Raw genomic sequence first — 16804 nt, forward strand, 5'->3', positions numbered from 1 at the left:
AACCCTCACATACGTCAGAATAGGGTGGTATCTAGAAATAGTTGACGTTTGTTGCGAGGGGTCTTAGCGTACGATTTCTTCCGTTTCGTGAGTTGGCCCCATAGAGGCCGCTGCCGGTGACGCGGAGGCGCAGACGGATCTGGCGTTGTTGTTTCTCGACGCAGACAAACCGGATCTCGGCCTGCATTGGCTGACTTTGGCCGCTGATCAGGGACACCCGGACGCCATGCACCATTTGTCCAAACTTTATATCCAGGGCAGCGGCACCCCCCAAAACGACAGCCTTGGGTTGATGTGGCTGGCGAAGGCGGCGGCTTTGGGGCACGTGATCGCCGGTGAGCAAGTCACGGCCCTGACTCGGTTTAGAAAGGCATAGCCTGTTCCAGGAATGCTTCAACTCTGGTGCACCGTCACGGCCCGAAACCCCACCGCCTGGCACGCTGAAAAGGCGGCATCGAGGCTGTTAAAGATCCGCACCACCTCCATGCCCTGGCGTTTGCGGTTCAGGTCCAGGGCCACGGTGGCGCCGTTGCGCCGGCGAAACTGACAACACCATCTTGGAGCCGGCCCGGGCTCCAGGGGCGCGGGCACGATGTCGGCGGCCATGAGGGTGCCGGCCTCAAACAACAGGCGGAGCTGGTCGAGTCTCATAATGGGGTTTTGCTCCTGCAAATCTGGTATTTGAACCGGTGAGGGTAGCGCGAAAGGCGGGGTTTGTCGGGGCAGGACTATCCAGGTGCGATGCTCGGTTTACCATAAGACCTGTTGTCGGCAGTAGACGCGGAGCGGTTAAGGCTACTTTGTTTGTTTTTTGACCGATTCAGTGTGTCTACCGGAGCGGCTGGGAAAGACCTACGAACAATACCTTTAGTCACAGGCTTTTCCCCAAATTTTGGGGATAACTTTAAGCCGAATTACGCTTCACTGTGTTCTTGGAGCCATAAGTTGGCCGCTTTATGGTCACATAGTGAATCAATTGTGGCCACTCCGATTACCTGATTATTCGTCCTACCGCCATTTGGAGGCAGATCGGTGATCAGTTCGGCAGAATTGGTGATATTGAAACCATATCTTGGCCGCTTTCTGATAAAAGCGGTCCTTTTAAAGACGATCGAAAGGGCTAATTGTCCCAGTTCTGCGATCGCCAATAATGTGCGTGTAAATCTCAGTGGTGCGAATCTCACTGTGGATGAAAATATCCTGAACTGTCTATGAAGTGCTTTCGGCACAGAAGTCATTCCGTACCCTTCCAATAGATCGTCATCATGCAATGCCTTCACTCGGGGCGCTTTTTGCAAGTGGGGGGTCTCGTTAAACCCGGAGCCTCCAGGCGCGTCTGTCCCAGAAAAAATCTCAGAATTTTGTTTTCATTGCTTTATTTTCTGAGGCAGGTTTACATAGGTGGTGTTGTCAAGGCGCAACTATCCCGAGGCGCGTTTTCGTGCGTGAAAAGAGGACGGTTTGCGGATAGCCGAAAATCGTAGCTGATTGATAGATTTGAATAATTCCTTCTGGGACTGGCTCTCAATTCTTCGCGAGCGATTGCGGTATAGTCGAAATTCAAACTAATAAGCTGTTATGTGTCACGAGGTAGTCATGAGTAACGCCACAGTGTCAGGTCGTCAAACAACAAACACATTCGCTTACATGTTCGTAGGAGCCAAAGCGATGTTGAATCAGGCAGAGCGAGACCAAAACGGCCAACTATACAATCTAGTAAGCTGCCTCATCTATTGTGCGTTTACTATCGAGGCTTACCTTAATCATCTTGGCCAGTTAAAACACAATGATTGGGATAGAAAAGAAAGATCTTTGTCAAAACTTAAAAAGTTCAAGACCCTCTGTGTCGGAACATGTCAACCTCATATGGACAGCTCTTTAAAACGTTAACATCTATTTGCCCGCTCCAGCGCCTTTCGTGCTGCTGGTAACGTTGGGAAGTTCACAGCGCTACTTGTCTCACCCCCTATCGCCTCCGAAGTGATGGGGTTGATGTGGACAACTTCCGGCGGTAACGCGGCTTTTGGTTTCCCTTGGCAGAAGCGTTCCGGATGGTCTCTATAATACCGGTCCAGCGTTGCTTGCCGCACTTGGCCCACGGTTTGATAGTTGCCGGTGTAGACCTGAGTCGGCGTAAAGCCGGCCAGCCCGCTGTGGTGGTGTTCATGGTTGTACCAGCAAAAATAATCCGCTGCCCATAACCGTGCATATTCCAGGCTGTCAAAGCGTCCGGGAAAGTCAGGTTGCGTTTTGAGTGTTTTAAACTGGCTTTCACTGAATGGATTGTCATTACTGACTCTGGGGCGGCTGTGGCTGCAGACCACGCCCACATCGGCCATCAGGTCGAGAAAGCTCTGGGCGATCATAGGCGATCCACGGTCCTGGTGCAGGGTGACCCCGCGGTTGGTCAGCCCATATCGTGTCAGTGTTTGTTCCATGAGCTGCTGCGCCAGTTGACTGTTCTCTTTGCGGGAGATCATCCAAGCCACGACATAGCGGCTGAACAGGTCCATAACCACATACAGGTTCAGGTAGTTACCCCGGCGTGTAGTCGCCAATTTCGTAATATCCCACGTCCAAACTTCGTTTGGCCGTGTCGCGGTCAGGCGCGGTATAGCATGCGACTGAGGCGCACGTTGATTCCGGCGATCACCGGTCTGATTGGCTTGTCGCAGCACGCGATACAGTGTGCTGAGCGAGGCCAGGCACTCACCACGTTCCAGCAGCGTGTGATAGACCTGATACGGCGTTTGATCACAGAACTCGGGTTCGTTCATCCGCTCAAGTATCTGCACACGCTCCGAGGTTAAGAGCGCTCTGGGCTGCGGCGTCGTTTTACGAGAGCGCCTGACTGGGTCTGGTGCTGTGCTCTGACGTCGTCGCCACGCGTAAACGGTGCTCCGGTTCAGTCCCAAAGCATCACAGGCAGAGCGGAACGGAATGTGCGCCGGGCGCGCCTCAAGGACGGTCATGATGGATCGCTCCCATTGTTCGACAGATCGAGCATCGACAAGGCTTTTTTTTGGAGATCCACACAGTCTTCAGTCACCCGCAACCGGTGCTGCGTTTTGGTCAGCTCTTTCTCTAGCTGCTCAATGCGCTTCTGGTCCGGTGTTTTTGACGCTTTAGGCCCCGGCGCAGACTTGGATAAAGCAGCCTCGCCACCGACTTCCAACTGCTTACGCCAATCACGCAACTGGTTGCTATAGAGGTTTTCACGGCGTAATAAAGGGCCGAGTTCACCGTAGGCGCATTGATCCGCTTCGGCCAGTATTCTCAGCTTGTACTTTGTGGAAAATCGGCGACGGGTCCGCTTCTCCAACTGACTGTCTGGCAAGATGTGATTATCGGGTATCTGTGACTCAGGTTTTGGCATTGCTTACACTCCTCAATCCGCGCCCTGAAATCTATGTTAACTCATAGACCGGGTGTATGGACTGAGGTTGACACACAGGGGTGTCGAGGCTGATATCGAGCCAGATTTTAACCAGCGCCCATATTCAACATTACGCGATTTGTTCGCTTTCAGAGATAGAATGGCCCACGGGAAAACGACCACCGAATCCGTAAGAAAAGAAGTAGATCTACCGGATGACTCTTTTCGCCTCACGACTGAGAGTGAGTGGAAGGAGTTTTCAACAATAGAGAATGCTCGGCGGGCCATAGAAGATACGGAAAAGTTAGTAAAAGAGCTCCACGAAAAAAGTGGGCAAAATGGAAACCCGATGAACTGCCTTGGAGGCGGCTTTTTTGGGGTTCAGAGGCAAAATGCCACATAACCATTGCGGGAAAGGGACGCTCCTGCTGCTGACGCTATGTGTATTTATACAGGCTGCATGTTTGAACAGTTTTTGGCCAGGGTGTAGGGTGATTTTGTGTACAAAATTCATAAACCAATCGGTCAGGGTAACCCTGGAATGCTCGCACCCTTGAGGAGGGTTCAAGATGGCTGTTAAGCACACACCAACAGGTGAAGTTCATAGCGGTAACAAAGGCGGTAAAACTGGTTGCGGTTTCGATACCCGTGACAACCCCAGCCACTGGATTTCATCGCATGAAAGGATCACGTGCGGCAAAAACGGCTGCAAAAACTGATTCTTACATGGTTTGCTTCCGTTTCAGTTGGCTTGAGATCAAGTCAAACGCGGGCAAACCACATAACCAGTCAATTAAGTACGTTCCGGCCTGAGGCCTCCACCGGACGCTCCTGCCGGGATGCTGCTAAACAAAAGCGTTATATGTTAAGGAGCAACAGAGCTTGTATCCAGAGGAATCTGTAACCCGCCGCGATCTAAAAATAATCGGCTTTCTGGTTTTGGTTGCGTTCTTGATACTGATCGCTGCGTTGCTGGTCCCGCTCCGACCGCCGAGTGAATCTCTTGGAGGTTGGTTTCAGAGAAGTGGGTCTGTAATGACTGTTCTATGTTTAGCTCTGGATCTCAAGGTTTTCTCAATTCACGGGAGGTTGTTGCCCTGGTTACGTCAGTTTGGGATTCGGTGCTTTTAAAGAAAAATATCTACCAATTTACAATGGCTTAACTATTATCCTACTGGTGCTCACGGCGGTCGGTATAGTAATTTGGGGCTACGGCGATCTACTTGTCTGCATATAGTCAGTAGTTGTAGTTCATTCCGGGCCTAGCGGCCCTACACCGGACGCCCATTTCGCTGCGCTGTATGGGCGCCGCTAAACAAAAGCGTTAGTTTTTAAGGAGGCGACATTGGCAAAGCCGATTGCATTTGGAACTTATCAATTCAAAACCAAAAAAAATGCAACTGAGGAGGCACGCCGTAGAATCAACCAATACGAGGCTGGCGACCGTCTCCAGCTCGAAGATGAGCTTTTCTTTACCTCATTATTCACCCTACACTCCGAGTATGCGGAAAAGAAAGGCCCAGGTATCGACTACATACAGGTAGAAAGGGATTTTCACCAGAATCGCTGTTTATACATTTACAGAGTGGACGGCACAAGCACCGATTGCAGTTGGGTTCACTGTATACAACCAGCTTCGCATAAAACAATCGTGTCGATGGCTTTTCGTAGAGCTGTGAAAGATATTGTTATGAGGTACAAGACTGCTAAGTTAGTTGATGTGGATGTTTGCCCAATTCTCGGAATAAAGTTAACATATGATAACAGCCATGCCTCCTATTTTACGCCCTCATTCGATGAGCTCTTAAGTGAATTTTTAAACCAGGGCCAGATAGATATAGAGTCAGTCAAACTAACGAACCCGGAGCCTAATGATCTTGATCAGAGAGGAATACTGACTGATCCTGAATTGCTTGAGAGATGGATTACTTACCACATAAATAATGCTCATTTGCAACTGCTTAGCGCCGAAGCAAACTTGCGTAGATTAAAAAGCTAATAATTACACGCGTAGCGACGTCCTTTTCATTGCGCCTTCGGCTCCATCAAAAAGACGTCTATGCTAAAACCGTCAGGTTGGTGGAGAGTCTATGAAGTCGCGAGCGAGATCCATGCTCGATAAGTCAATTGCAGCAATGCTTTCTGCAATTGAAATTTACAACAAACCTGACTTCAATTATCGTGAGGAAACCTTTTCGGTTTTGTGCGTCAATGCTTGGGAGCTTTTGTTCAAGGCGAAGGTACTTCAGCTCGCGCGGAACCAAGTCACGAATCTGTATGTATGGGAACATCGCCAGCTAAAATCGGGTAGAAAATCTAAAAAGAAATACATAAGGAATAACAGGGCTGGGAATCCCATGTCTGTGAGTCTCTTTGAAGCCCACAGAATAATAATTGAAGACTATGGCGTGAAGGTAAATAAAGCTGTAAAAACCAACATCACCGCCTTAGCAGAAATTCGAGATAACTCAATACACTTCATCAATGACGACCTATCTTTGGCAATCAAGGTTCAAGAGATCGGCACAGCGTCGCTTCAGAATTACCTGCATTTGGTTCAGGAATGGTTTGGTCCAGTCTTGGACAAATACAACTTCTATTTGATGCCAATGGCATTTTTTAGAGGCTTTGATTCGGTGAATGGTGAAACTCTAAACGCCTCCGAGAAGAACCTGCTCCAGTACATAAATGGAATTGAAAAAGAATATGATAACGATGCGCCGTCTGACTACAATCTATCACTTCGAATTGACGTAAATTTCAAGAAAGTAAAAAGCGGTTCAGGTATTCCGATCCAGCTTACGAATGATGTGAAGGCTCCGGTAGTTCGCCTCGCAGAAGAAGAGATAATGGACAAATATCCTTGGGACTACGATGTACTAACCACTCGACTTCAAAAGCGGTACTCGGATTTCAAAGCCAACGGAAGATATCACAGCATACGAAAATCTCTTGAGGACAACGAAAAATATTGCCGTAGACGACTCTATAATCCGTCGAACCCAAAGAGCGGAAGCAAGGTGTTTTTTAATTCGAATATCCTAAAAGAATTTGATGAACAGTACACTAAGAACAGCTAACCAGACCATTTACCGGATGCCAAAGAACGGCCCAGTTTGGACCGGAAAAATGGACCGCTTTGAGAACAAAGCCTCGGCGACTGCACCGGCCTCTAACAACAGACTTTCCGAATTTTTGCGTACCTTTCCTACTGTAATCGAGCTATCTACCGTTCGTCTCAAAACGGGCAGCGTGGTGAAAAGCGGGCCATACTTTGAGTAGACTCCGCTTGCTCAGGAGGGTGGCCAACATGTCATTATCAGAGTTCGTATTTACGCGAGAACCTTGGAACAAAGGAAAGCTTATAGGTCAGAAACTCCCGCTGAAACCTGAAGAGGTCTGGTCGATACGAGTGAGACTGGACATGGCGCACAAGGTGCGAGATCTCACCCTTTTTAACTTGGCTATTGATAGCAAATTGCGTGGATGTGACCTGGTAAAGCTAATGGTTAGCGATATCGCGCGCGGCACAGAAATAGTGTCTAGAGCGAAAATTGTTCAGCAAAAAACCAAACGACCTGTCTCTTTCGAAATAACAGCCAAAACGCGGGACGCTCTCGCGGCGTGGATCAAACTGAAAAATCTCTGTTCCCTCGACTATCTTTTCCCCAGCAGCTACCGACGCAAAGATCATATCAATACGAGGCACTACGGGCGTTTGGTGAAAAAGTGGGTTTGCAGTATTGGGTTGGACAGCACGGCTTACGGAACTCATTCGATGAGACGCACCAAGGTCGCGCTAATCTATCGTCAGACCAAGAATCTCAGAGCGGTTCAGATACTATTAGGACACAGAAGCCTTGAAAGCACTGTGCGATATCTGGGCGTCGAGATTGATGATGCTCTTGAGCTTTCTGAGCACATCGAAATTTGAAGCTGCTCAAAACGAAGCGGAGTCAGAACATGACGGAGAATTGCGAAGGGCGAGTCGATTGAATAATGCCAAACGACTGATAAAAGCGGTCCTTTTAGAGCGATGGAAACGGCTAACTAGTCTAGCTCTGAGACCTCTTGACAGTGGGGACGTAAATTAACCGACATTAATAAGCAGCAAATGCTTCAGTGATTGGGGGCAGGTCAAAGGTCGACAGAAATAATTTGTTCAGGCCGCTCTCTGGCGGCAACAAACCAGTCTTATCGCTGCTTCATGAATAATAAAGCCGGCTCTACGGCCGTCTTTATCGTTGGAAGTTGCGACTGTTCACTAGCAACTGGTGTTCCCGAAGCCATCGGTGTAGCAGTTCACGCTCTCTCCCCCGATAGTGCCGGTCGTGTTTCCGAATTCATCGGTATAAAGATTTACTGAGTCGCCGCCCATTGTTCCCGTTGTATTCCCAAACTGATCGGAATACGTGTTGATGCTCTCGTTTCCAATCGACCCGGACGTGTTGCCGAAATCATCTTTGTAGGTATCATACGATCTTTCTCCGACAGTTCCGGACGTGTTTCCGAAGTCGTCCGTGTAGGTGTTTACTCCGCCACCAGAGCAGTTTCCAAAACCATCGCAATAAGTGCTTTGCGCCGATACTGAGCTTGCAAACATCAGGACCAAAAAGCCTAAAACTCCAACCTTCATCATTCTAAATTCTCCCTCGTTCAATTTGCTCACAGCCAGTCTGGCTGAATGTGCTTTTCCTTTCAACGATGTGAGGGGTTCTCAGCTGTTTCGACCGTCTTGCTGCAATGGGATGTCTGGGGTGGTTTGTGGTGCAAGAGGGATGAGTGTTAGTGAAACCATAAAATGGCCGCTTCGCAATCGTAATCCAGGTCAGGTCGAGTCCTAAAGCGAACATTGGGCTGCTGACCTGACCCCAATCCACGCAGCCGCAGGCAACAAAGATGTTCGATGTTCATAAACCTGTAAACCAAGCTGTGTAACTTCCGCCCCCATTGCAGAAACACTTTGTGTCTTAATGGATCTGTAAGTCACTCTCTTACGGAGCTATCTGAGATTTCAGGCCCGCGTCAGTGAGCGCCTCAGCAATGCCGCGAGCCATCTGGCGATAGCCCCTGGCGTTGGGGTGAATACGGTCTGCCCGAAGGCCCTCGTCAGAAAGCACCTCAGAGAAAATATCGTCGATCACCAGGATGAGCTCTTCTTCGGCCAATTCCTCATAGATGGGCGAGTCTGAGAGGCTGCCCACACTGGCGCCGAACACCGAGAACTCTGGTACCGCTACCAGCACAGGCACGGCTCCGGACCGGCGAACGGCGGTAACAATTTCTCGAAGATGCTCCTTTACCTGACTGGCAGACTGCCGCCGCAGAAAATCATTACCGCCCAGTTCCACAATCACCAAGTCTGGCTCATGTTTCTGAAGCGATCCCGCGATGCGTCCACGGGCTTCACTGGCGGTGTCACCCGGCACGCCGGCATTGACGACCTTCCAGCCGGTTGACCTTGACAGCAGTGAGGGGAAGTCTTCGCCCTTTCCGGCTCCGGTGCCGTGGGTAACGCTGTCCCCGAATGCCAGTACCACCGAGCCATGCGCCAGAGGTTGATAGCGAGGCGGCGAATCGCCGCAGGCGGTGAGTAGAAGCGACAGCACGAGGAGCATCAATAAACGCAATCGCGGTGCCCCTCCCGCCATGGCATGATGGGTAGTCATAGGTAAACTCCCGTCCGGGTCATATCTGCTTTACGATAGGCTGGCGCCTGAACGGACGCAACTGCTGATTCCCGCATAAGGAATCTCAACCCGATGCTCCCAACAGTTACTCCATGCCGGAAATAACCCAGCGCCTATCAGTGTTGCTATCCAGGAAAACTGGATAAAACCACGACGGCCAATTTTGGTATCACTACCATCGGCCATCTCAGGGTGACGTAAGCCGGAACTCTTGGCCGCTGCTCTTTTCATGTTTTCCGATCATGTCAGCCTTCCATGGTTTATTGGGTTGCGATTAACCCGATGTTTTCTGGGTGGGCTATTAGCCCGTTATTGTTAATTCAACACAACCACATACTGCACTCACCGAATCCTTGGATGTCCGAATTCCGGACACTCATTACCTAACAGTTGCGAACCACTCTCCAAGGCGTAAAATCCTAACAACTAGCTCCGAGGACAGCCTTGGGCACCGATCAAATGTCCTATTTCCGGACAACGAAGCCCTATCAGCCTTGTGCCCAAAATCGGTGCTAATCGGTCAAAATACTGATAAATAGGGATTTTTTATTGCACCGGGATTTGGATTAAGTATTTGATTTTCCAGATTTAGGACGATTAAACCCTCTTACAAACGCACTGTAGCGGTGCTCTCCGAAGGCAGTGGTCACAGGTTCGAATCCTGTCGGGCGCGCCATATTTTTAAAAAGGCCTTACGCGAAAGCGTAGGGCCTTTTTAATTTCCTGTGCCCAATTTGTGTCCATGGTGTGTCCATGAATTTGAAATGTATTTTCATGCCACTATAATTTTGACCACTGCACTGCTTTGGCACAAAGCAATTAGGACACAGAAAAATGCTACCCATTTGCTCACGTTGAGTGCCCATTATGACAACTAAGCTAGCCCTTGCTTGCTTAACTATCACCGCTAAACCAAAGCCACCATTTGGGCCTAGCCACATATTAAACGCGTAATACCATTCACCTAATTACGCAAAAAAGACAGATCTGTCATTTTGCCCGGACACGCCCGAATTGCGCGAAGGTGCTGCTCAGATATTCCGCAAAAGTATAAGCCACTACCGGCAACTGGCGATTCCGCAGAGAGGCCAGCACCAGATTGGCGGAGGGAAAACCGCGATCCTGTATTTTCCGGCTGACAAGTTCGCCGGCCTCGGGCGTGACGCCAATTTCTATCTGAAAGGTCAACGCCTGCTCATAGCGCAGATAACCCAACAGGAACTCGAAGCTGTTGCTTCTCATCACCGGCTTGAGCTTGATGGATCGGCGGGCGAGGAAAGCGTCCAGCAACTGCCGCCCGGCAATATCCGAGTCGGGAAGGACCAACGGATAGTCCAGGCATTGCCGTAACTTGACAGGGCCATCTTGAGCCGCAAGCGGATGATCACGATGCATGACTAGACACAGCGGCTGCGCCAGTTCATCCAGGCGCATGATATCCGTTTCGGGGTCGAGGTGAAAAATCAGGGCCAGGTCCGACTCGAAAGTGCGCAGTGACTCCAGCGCCTGGCTGTGATCAGCCACTTGAACCTGAAATTCAACCAGAGGATGTTTCTTCCTGAAGCCGGCAATCCGCTCCGGCAAAAAGGCTGCAGCGGCTGCCTGGCTCGCCACGATACGCACGCAACCACGGCGCAGGCCCTGCAGGTCTTCGATCTCGGAACGCACCTGTTCCAGGTGTGCCGCACGGCTGCGGATGTACTGAACAAACAATTCCCCGGCAGCCGTCAACCGCATCCCTCGAGGCTGACGTTCGAACAGCGGAGTTCCCAGCTCGGCTTCCAGGTCCTGAATACGGCGATTCACTGCTGAGGGCGCCACGTGCAGCCTCTCGGCTGCCTGGCGGATCGAGCCCACACGGGCAACTTCGTCTAGGTACTGCAAGAAACGGAGATGATTCAAGGCTGATTCCTTTGCGAAGGCGGCGGCTTTGAGAGCCCGTCATAGCGATTTTACCGGTGTCAAGCCGCTGCTGTGGACAAGCAACGTCCTTGGAGTTTATGCAACATTTGCGGGCAGACTGCTCTCTGCTGGTGCGATCCAGACCCCGGTTCCGCAAGCCCGCCCCGCCGGCCATCGAACTTGCCACCGTCACCTGTGCGCCGAGTTTCCCCTTTGCTATAGAGGGAGAATGCGCTCCGGCCATGGCGACAAGACTGATTGTTGCCGGTACGGCAACACAATGCTCGCAATAAAGCGGCTATTCAGACACGCAAATGGCATGCCGACTGCTTTGAAAGTGGTGTGTGAAGATTAGGAGCTGGCATAAACAACAAAAGCACTGGCGTGAATATATAAGGATGCCTGCAGTACGTCCTCACCCGACCAAGATGCTCGTGCCAGTCATTTTCTTGTTGAATCGCATCACTGCTTTGTTGCCACGGCCGCTGAGCTTCAACTTTCGCTCGTAACACACCCGAAGGAATCTCGATCATGGCTATATTTTCGAATCAATCACGTATCCGGAAACATCTTGTTACCGCCACACTAAGCTTGGGGCTGGCGTTCGTTGGCTCCTCCCCGGCCCTCGCCGACACCGATATCGATTTGGTATTGAACTGGAAGTACGAAGGTGCCCAGGCCTGGTTTTTTCTTGCAGAGGAAAAGGGCTACTTCAAGGAGCGAGGACTGAATGTCACCATCGACCAGGGCTCAGGTTCTGCCGCCTCCATCCCCAAAGTCGCCTCGGGCAGCTATGACGCTGGTTTCGGCGATACCAATGCCCTGATCCAATTAGCCGCCACTCAGCCCGAGCTTGCCCCTGTGGGCGTGTACATGATCTACAATACGCCCCCGTTCGTGATCGCGGTCAAGGCTGACAGCCCCATTACCAAGCCCACAGACCTTGAAGGCAAAACGGTTGGCGCGCCGGCCAATGATGCGGCCCTCAAACTGTTCCCGGCCTTTGCTGAGCTGGCGGGCATTGATCAGTCAAAGGTAACAATCAACAACATGTCCCCCAGCCTTCGTGAGCAGCTGTTGATGCGCGGCGAAATAGAGGCTGCCCTCGGTTACATCACCACCATAACTTTCAGCGCCAAGGGCATGGGTCTGGACCCCAAGAAAGAACTGCGGTTCATCCGCTACGGCGATCACGGCATGGACCTGTACTCAAATGCCGTTTTCTTCTCACAAGACTTCATCAAAAACAACCCGGAAGCCGTGCGTGGCTTCGTGGCCGCGCTGAATCAAGCCATCCAAGATGCCATTGCCAATCCCGAAGAAGCCATTGATGCCTTAATGAAGCGCGAGCCCTTGCTCGACCGCGAACGGGAAATGGACAAGATGCTCACCACCATGCGCAACGACATGAGCCACCCAGAAATAGCCAAGGTTGGCCTGGGCAACGTGGATGATGCACGCCTGAAAAAGAACATCGACACAGTGGTCTCTGCCAATAATTTGGGCAATACCCCAACCATTAAGCAAATTTTTGACCGCAGCTTCCTACCCCCGCGCGACGCGCGCCCCAGCAAGCTCTGAGCCTGCTCGGGTTCCTGACATGCGCCCGGGTCAGAACCCGAAACAGACAGAGAAACAGACAGAGAAACAGCATGACAACAATCAAAATTACGACAGGCGGTTTTGAATTTCTTGCCGAAGCACATCCCAATGCGCCCGAAACCCTGGCAGCCTTTCTGCAGCTCCTGCCCTATCGGCAGAAGTTCATTCACGTACGCTGGAGCGGCGAGGGTTGCTGGGTGCCACTGGGCGACTATCAACTCACCAGCGCAGGCACGCCGATCGGCTTCGAAAATCACACCAGCCACCCTTCGGCCGGGGACATTCTGTTTTACCCCGGAGGCTACAGCGAAACCGAAATCATCGTGGCCTACGGCGCCTGTTGCTTCTCCAGCAAACTCGGCCAGCTCGCTGGCAATCACTTCCTCACCATCACCCAAGGCAGTGAGAATTTGCGCGCGCTAGGCCTAAAAACCCTGTGGGACGGTGCTCAGGATGTCACTTTCGAGCTGGGCTGACCGTTACCGACGCTCGTTCAGAAGCAGCCCTGCTTCTGAACAACCCTAGGTCTGAAAAGGTAACGAGACTATGAAAACACGTGTAACTCGCCTGGCCACTAGCGCTCCCGATGATGTGACGGCGCTTGCCAGAGCCATCGATCGCCGCCAGATAGACCCCGCCCGGGTGATCGCTGTACTGGGCAAGACCGAGGGTAATGGCTGTGTCAACGACTTTACCCGGGCCTTCGCCTCGGGCACGCTGCGATCCTTTTTCGCCCGCCAGCTGGCGCTGACAGAGGCTCAGGTTGGCGAGCGCATCGCCTTTGTAATGTCCGGTGGCACCGAAGGCGGCCTCAGCCCCCATTTGCTGGTATTTGAGGCCAACAGCAGCCAACCCGCCCATACCGGCAGCATTCCCGGCCTTGCCGCCGGCGTCGCCTTCACCCGCGACTTCAGGCCGGAAGAAATCGGCCGCAGTACCCAGGCATCCCTGACTCTAGAGGCGGTTCTGCAGGCCATGGCCAGCGCCGGTATCCAACGTATCGAGGATGTGCATTATGTGCAGATCAAATGCCCGCTGCTGACGGCTGCCCGCATCAACGATGCCGCCGCACGGGGCCACATCGTGGTTTGCCATGACACTTACGAATCCATGGGTTACTCCCGTGGTGCTTCGGCCCTTGGCGTGGCCGCCGCACTCGGAGAGTTACCCGATGGTGCGGTCCGGGATGAGCAGATCTGCCGCGACTGGTCGCTGTATTCCACACGGGCCAGCACCTCTGCCGGCATAGAACTGCTGCGCAATGAGGTTCTGGTACTGGGCAATGCCCCCGGCTGGGACCCCGAATACCGTATCGGCCATGCCGTAATGGAAGATGCCTTGGATGTCCTGGCGGTCGACCGGGCCATGGCCAGTACGCCGGAGGGAGAGGCCCTGGAGCTGACGTCCGCCCGACTCGTAGGTTTGCTGGTTAAGGCCGAACCCTCCGCCTGCGGCAGCATACGCGGCAGCCGTCATGTCATGAGTGATGACAGCGACATCAACGCATCACGTCACGCACGGGCACTGGTGGGCGGGGTGCTCGCCGGCCGGCTGGGCGACACCCGGCTGTTTGTGTCCGGTGGCGCAGAGCACCAAGGTCCTAACGGCGGCGGCCCCCTAGCACTGATCGTTCGTAACGGATAAGGTCGCGCAGGGGGCGACTCAACAGCAGCCCGCACGTTCGTGATAATACTGGGTAACCGCGCTCTCTATTTCCGGCCAAGAGGCACAGAAATCGGAGCGCTCGGACAACGCTCGACGAAATCGGTCACGCAGCTCTTCCTGCACTTGATCAAGATCCAGACTGACCAGTTTTCCGCGTTGCACGATGGTCTTGCCGGCGACCACTACTTCGTCCAGATGTGTCTTGTTAGCCCTGGCGAATAGGAGATCCTGCGGGTCGACCCGCAGGATGCCATCGCGATCCAAATGATCCAGATCCAGTGTTATCCAGTCAGCCGGCTCTCCTTGGGCAATACTGCCGGTTCCGGCCAGACCCAGCGAAGCACGTCCGTGAGCAGTGGCAGCGCGCAACATCTGCCCGCGATAGGTTGGATCGCCAAATCCCGGTGCGGCGTGCAAAAGCGCTCCCAGGCGCAGCTCTCGCAACGCGTCGTCATCTTCGTCAAGGGCGCAACCATCGAGCCCGAGGGCTACCCGACAGCCGCTATCCAACATTCTTCTCAAAGGTGCAATGCCAGAATGAAGATGCAGATTCGAGCTGGTATTGACCGCAATGGTGGCGCCGGATTCGGCGATCAGTGCCAGTTCGTCCGGTCGCGCCCAGACGCAGTGTGCCAGTGTCAGCCTCGGGGAAAGCAGGCCGATGTCATGCAGATAACGCACCACCCCACCAGGGTATAAGCGATCGGCATACTCGCGCTGATAACGTGTCTCCAGCAAATGCATATGAACCCGCCGGCCGGTGGATGCCGAGACCTCGGCAATACCCGCTAACATTTCATCGGAGCACCATTGGACGCCCGTAGGACCGTACTGAACATTCACGTTACCGCCGCCCAGTTTTGTCGCAATGTCATCCACCAGCGCCAGTTGTTCACGCCAGGATTGCGAAGGCGTTCTGAAATAGCGCCCCAGCACCTCTCTTGCCTGGGGCGGAAGGGCCTTTACCACAGGCGTTTCATCGCCATAAACCACCGGGTTGCGGTCCCGCAGGGCCACCGCGAACGCCAGCCTCACGCCCACATCGGTTGCTGCACGGGCAACCGCCTCGACTTCTTCGGCCAGCGGTGTCAGGCCTTGAGGCCGGGTGCAATGGATCATTACCGCCGCACAACCACCCTCGGCCGCTCGGCCCAAAGCGGCGACGGCAGCAAGATATGGATCGACTGACGGAATGGCGGCCAGACGCAGCAACCAGGTTTCCAGAGGCTTGCCGCCTGCGCCAAAAGACGTTGTGGACAACGGCCTACCGTGGTCGTGGGCGTTGGCGAATGCCGGCATCAATAAACGCCGCGGCCCTGATTCGCTCGCAACATCGCTTGTGACGGACTGAATGAAGCCGTCCACCACCTGCACACGAGTTGCGCCATGGGTTATAAAATCTGACCCCAAAAGGGCATCGGAAACTGTGATGGCCTGTGTTTGCATGGCGCCTTTCCTTTATTCGCTGATTTGAATCGGGCCGGCAAAAAACCGGCCTGATCCTGCCCGTGACCCTTGCTTAAAGTTCGCGTTTATCTCGTTGCGGCAAAAAGTCGGCTGAGAACACCTCATCGACGGTTGGCGTTCTTTTCAGATCATAGAGTTTAACGATGGTGTCAATGGACCGGCCAAGACGCTCAGGGTCGACCGCCCCGATGCCGATCTTGCTAGACTCGTCAGAAACAATCAGGTTGTCCATGGCAAACTGCAGGCGTTTGGCCTCGGCGTCAGCGTCCAGAAAACCTTCCACGCTCACCAGTACCTTCATGGCGGCCGCTGGATCTGCGCGCACTTCGTGGAACGCCCGGTTTATGGCACGAACAAGCCCTGCAACGGCTTCGGGCTTTTCCTTTATTAGCTCAAGCGAGACCATGACGCCGTTAGAATAGATCTCTACCCCATAATCACCAAAGCGGTACCAGGTAAAGTCTTCTTCGGGATCCAGCCCCTGAGATACCAAATTCATGTAGCTGGTGACGTTGAATACCAGTGAACCGTCGACCGTGCCATTGTTTAACAACTGTTCCTGAAGGCTAGAGGCAACATTAGTGATTTCGATGGTGTCGACGTCGATTCCCGCAGCGTTAGCCATGACGGGGAAAAGTACGGTGGCAGCACTTCCTGCGGGACCACCCAGATTAGCCCCTTCGAGGTCCTTGATGGACTTTATGGGACCATCAGACCGGGTCAGCACGGCAAATGGTGGCTGATTGTAGACCTGATAGACCATGACAGGGTTTTTGCCCTCATGAATGGCTGCATTCTGGATAATAGCGTTCATGTCGCCAAAGCCGGCATCATAGGCGCCTGACATGATGCGACTGACAGTCGCGGCGGACCCCTCGCCCTGATCGACTTGCACATCCAACCCCTCTTCCTCGAAATAACCGAGCTCGTCGGCCAGGTAATACCAGGCATGCACGCCCTGTATTCGCCAGTCCAGCGTAAAATTAATTTTCGTCAGATCCGCAGCGGCGCTAAACGACATCAGCATGGTTGCGGCTGCAACAACTTTTATGGCGAGGTGATGAAATTTCATGGTGTAGCTCCTCATGGCTTCAGAATGATG

General features: G+C 52.8%; 16 protein-coding genes. 8 read left to right on the forward strand and 8 right to left on the reverse strand.

Annotated features, from left to right (window positions below):
- The first annotated feature begins 100 nt into the window (after nt 1-100).
- Nucleotides 101-376 (forward strand): hypothetical protein, encoded by a 276-nt coding sequence (locus MIH18_RS05660; RefSeq protein ID WP_283164886.1) that lies wholly within the window; start codon nt 101-103, stop codon nt 374-376.
- Nucleotides 377-393: 17 nt separating this feature from the next.
- Here MIH18_RS05660 and MIH18_RS05665 read toward each other — a convergent pair whose 3' ends face one another.
- From MIH18_RS05665 to MIH18_RS05675, 3 genes are all read right to left on the reverse strand, one after another.
- A complete protein-coding gene (locus MIH18_RS05665) occupies nt 394-651 on the reverse strand; it encodes a hypothetical protein (protein WP_249008187.1) in 258 nt (85 codons plus the stop codon).
- Between the two features lie 1235 nt (nt 652-1886).
- Nucleotides 1887-2972 (reverse strand): IS3 family transposase, encoded by a 1086-nt coding sequence (locus MIH18_RS05670; protein ID WP_249006780.1) that lies wholly within the window; start codon nt 2970-2972, stop codon nt 1887-1889.
- Nucleotides 2969-3376 (reverse strand): transposase, encoded by a 408-nt coding sequence (locus MIH18_RS05675; protein ID WP_249006779.1) that lies wholly within the window; start codon nt 3374-3376, stop codon nt 2969-2971. The genes MIH18_RS05670 and MIH18_RS05675 overlap by 4 nt, the downstream gene beginning before the upstream one ends.
- Before the next feature lie 569 nt (nt 3377-3945).
- On the opposite strand from MIH18_RS05675, the gene MIH18_RS05680 reads away from it, so the two are divergent.
- The 4 genes from MIH18_RS05680 (at nt 3946) to MIH18_RS05695 (ending at nt 7310) form a co-directional block, all read left to right on the forward strand.
- Nucleotides 3946-4095: a hypothetical protein gene (locus tag MIH18_RS05680; protein WP_249014120.1), complete on the forward strand. Its 150-nt coding sequence runs from the start codon at nt 3946-3948 to the stop codon at nt 4093-4095.
- Between the two features lie 626 nt (nt 4096-4721).
- Entirely contained in the window at nt 4722-5375 is a 654-nt protein-coding gene (locus MIH18_RS05685) for a DCL family protein (protein ID WP_249014121.1), read from the forward strand.
- A gap of 91 nt (nt 5376-5466) precedes the next feature.
- The gene (locus MIH18_RS05690; protein ID WP_249014122.1) at nt 5467-6456 is read left to right on the forward strand and encodes a DUF3644 domain-containing protein; all 990 of its coding nucleotides are present in this window, start codon (nt 5467-5469) and stop codon (nt 6454-6456) included.
- Between the two features lie 230 nt (nt 6457-6686).
- The gene (locus tag MIH18_RS05695) at nt 6687-7310 is read left to right on the forward strand and encodes a tyrosine-type recombinase/integrase (RefSeq protein WP_249014123.1); all 624 of its coding nucleotides are present in this window, start codon (nt 6687-6689) and stop codon (nt 7308-7310) included.
- 330 nt (nt 7311-7640) lie between these two features.
- On the opposite strand, the gene MIH18_RS05700 is transcribed toward MIH18_RS05695, so the two are convergent.
- From MIH18_RS05700 to MIH18_RS05710, 3 genes are all read right to left on the reverse strand, one after another.
- Nucleotides 7641-8015: a hypothetical protein gene (locus tag MIH18_RS05700; RefSeq protein WP_249014124.1), complete on the reverse strand. Its 375-nt coding sequence runs from the start codon at nt 8013-8015 to the stop codon at nt 7641-7643.
- Nucleotides 8016-8370: 355 nt separating this feature from the next.
- Complete coding sequence (locus MIH18_RS05705) at nt 8371-9045, reverse strand: GDSL-type esterase/lipase family protein (protein ID WP_249008183.1); 675 nt, start codon at nt 9043-9045, stop codon at nt 8371-8373.
- Between the two features lie 1011 nt (nt 9046-10056).
- Nucleotides 10057-10968: a LysR family transcriptional regulator gene (locus MIH18_RS05710; RefSeq protein WP_249008182.1), complete on the reverse strand. Its 912-nt coding sequence runs from the start codon at nt 10966-10968 to the stop codon at nt 10057-10059.
- Nucleotides 10969-11499: 531 nt separating this feature from the next.
- Here MIH18_RS05710 and MIH18_RS05715 point away from each other — a divergent pair.
- The 3 genes from MIH18_RS05715 (at nt 11500) to MIH18_RS05725 (ending at nt 14214) form a co-directional block, all read left to right on the forward strand.
- Nucleotides 11500-12549 carry an ABC transporter substrate-binding protein gene (locus MIH18_RS05715; protein ID WP_249014125.1) on the forward strand — a complete coding sequence of 350 codons (1050 nt, stop codon included), beginning with the start codon at nt 11500-11502 and terminating at the stop codon, nt 12547-12549.
- 71 nt (nt 12550-12620) lie between these two features.
- The gene (locus MIH18_RS05720; protein WP_249008180.1) at nt 12621-13046 is read left to right on the forward strand and encodes a DUF3830 family protein; all 426 of its coding nucleotides are present in this window, start codon (nt 12621-12623) and stop codon (nt 13044-13046) included.
- A 70-nt stretch (nt 13047-13116) separates the two neighbouring features.
- A complete protein-coding gene (locus MIH18_RS05725) occupies nt 13117-14214 on the forward strand; it encodes a ring-opening amidohydrolase (protein ID WP_249014126.1) in 1098 nt (365 codons plus the stop codon).
- Nucleotides 14215-14232: 18 nt separating this feature from the next.
- Here the strand turns inward: MIH18_RS05725 and MIH18_RS05730 are convergent, their stop codons facing one another.
- On the reverse strand, nt 14233-15681 hold the full coding sequence (locus tag MIH18_RS05730; protein ID WP_249014127.1) for an amidohydrolase family protein: 1449 nt from the start codon (nt 15679-15681) through the stop codon (nt 14233-14235).
- 73 nt (nt 15682-15754) lie between these two features.
- Nucleotides 15755-16774, reverse strand: a complete 1020-nt coding sequence (locus MIH18_RS05735; protein WP_249014128.1) for an ABC transporter substrate-binding protein — start codon at nt 16772-16774, stop codon at nt 15755-15757.
- Between the last annotated feature and the right edge of the window lie 30 nt (nt 16775-16804).

It is taken from the genome of Marinobacter sp. M3C (genome assembly GCF_023311895.1).
Classification (GTDB): domain Bacteria; phylum Pseudomonadota; class Gammaproteobacteria; order Pseudomonadales; family Oleiphilaceae; genus Marinobacter.

Bases quoted from the DNA above. Each gene is read 5' to 3' on its own strand.
- MIH18_RS05735 (WP_249014128.1), bottom strand. From the start codon at position 16,774: ATGAAATTTCATCACCTCGCCATAAAAGTTGTTGCAGCCGCAACCATG.
- MIH18_RS05705 (WP_249008183.1), bottom strand. From the start codon at position 9,045: ATGACTACCCATCATGCCATGGCGGGAGGGGCACCGCGATTGCGTTTA.
- MIH18_RS05675 (WP_249006779.1), bottom strand. From the start codon at position 3,376: ATGCCAAAACCTGAGTCACAGATACCCGATAATCACATCTTGCCAGAC.
- MIH18_RS05720 (WP_249008180.1), top strand. From the start codon at position 12,621: ATGACAACAATCAAAATTACGACAGGCGGTTTTGAATTTCTTGCCGAA.
- MIH18_RS05665 (WP_249008187.1), bottom strand. From the start codon at position 651: ATGAGACTCGACCAGCTCCGCCTGTTGTTTGAGGCCGGCACCCTCATG.
- MIH18_RS05695 (WP_249014123.1), top strand. From the start codon at position 6,687: ATGTCATTATCAGAGTTCGTATTTACGCGAGAACCTTGGAACAAAGGA.
- MIH18_RS05690 (WP_249014122.1), top strand. From the start codon at position 5,467: ATGAAGTCGCGAGCGAGATCCATGCTCGATAAGTCAATTGCAGCAATG.
- MIH18_RS05680 (WP_249014120.1), top strand. From the start codon at position 3,946: ATGGCTGTTAAGCACACACCAACAGGTGAAGTTCATAGCGGTAACAAA.
- MIH18_RS05670 (WP_249006780.1), bottom strand. From the start codon at position 2,972: ATGACCGTCCTTGAGGCGCGCCCGGCGCACATTCCGTTCCGCTCTGCC.
- MIH18_RS05725 (WP_249014126.1), top strand. From the start codon at position 13,117: ATGAAAACACGTGTAACTCGCCTGGCCACTAGCGCTCCCGATGATGTG.
- MIH18_RS05715 (WP_249014125.1), top strand. From the start codon at position 11,500: ATGGCTATATTTTCGAATCAATCACGTATCCGGAAACATCTTGTTACC.
- MIH18_RS05730 (WP_249014127.1), bottom strand. From the start codon at position 15,681: ATGCAAACACAGGCCATCACAGTTTCCGATGCCCTTTTGGGGTCAGAT.
- MIH18_RS05700 (WP_249014124.1), bottom strand. From the start codon at position 8,015: ATGATGAAGGTTGGAGTTTTAGGCTTTTTGGTCCTGATGTTTGCAAGC.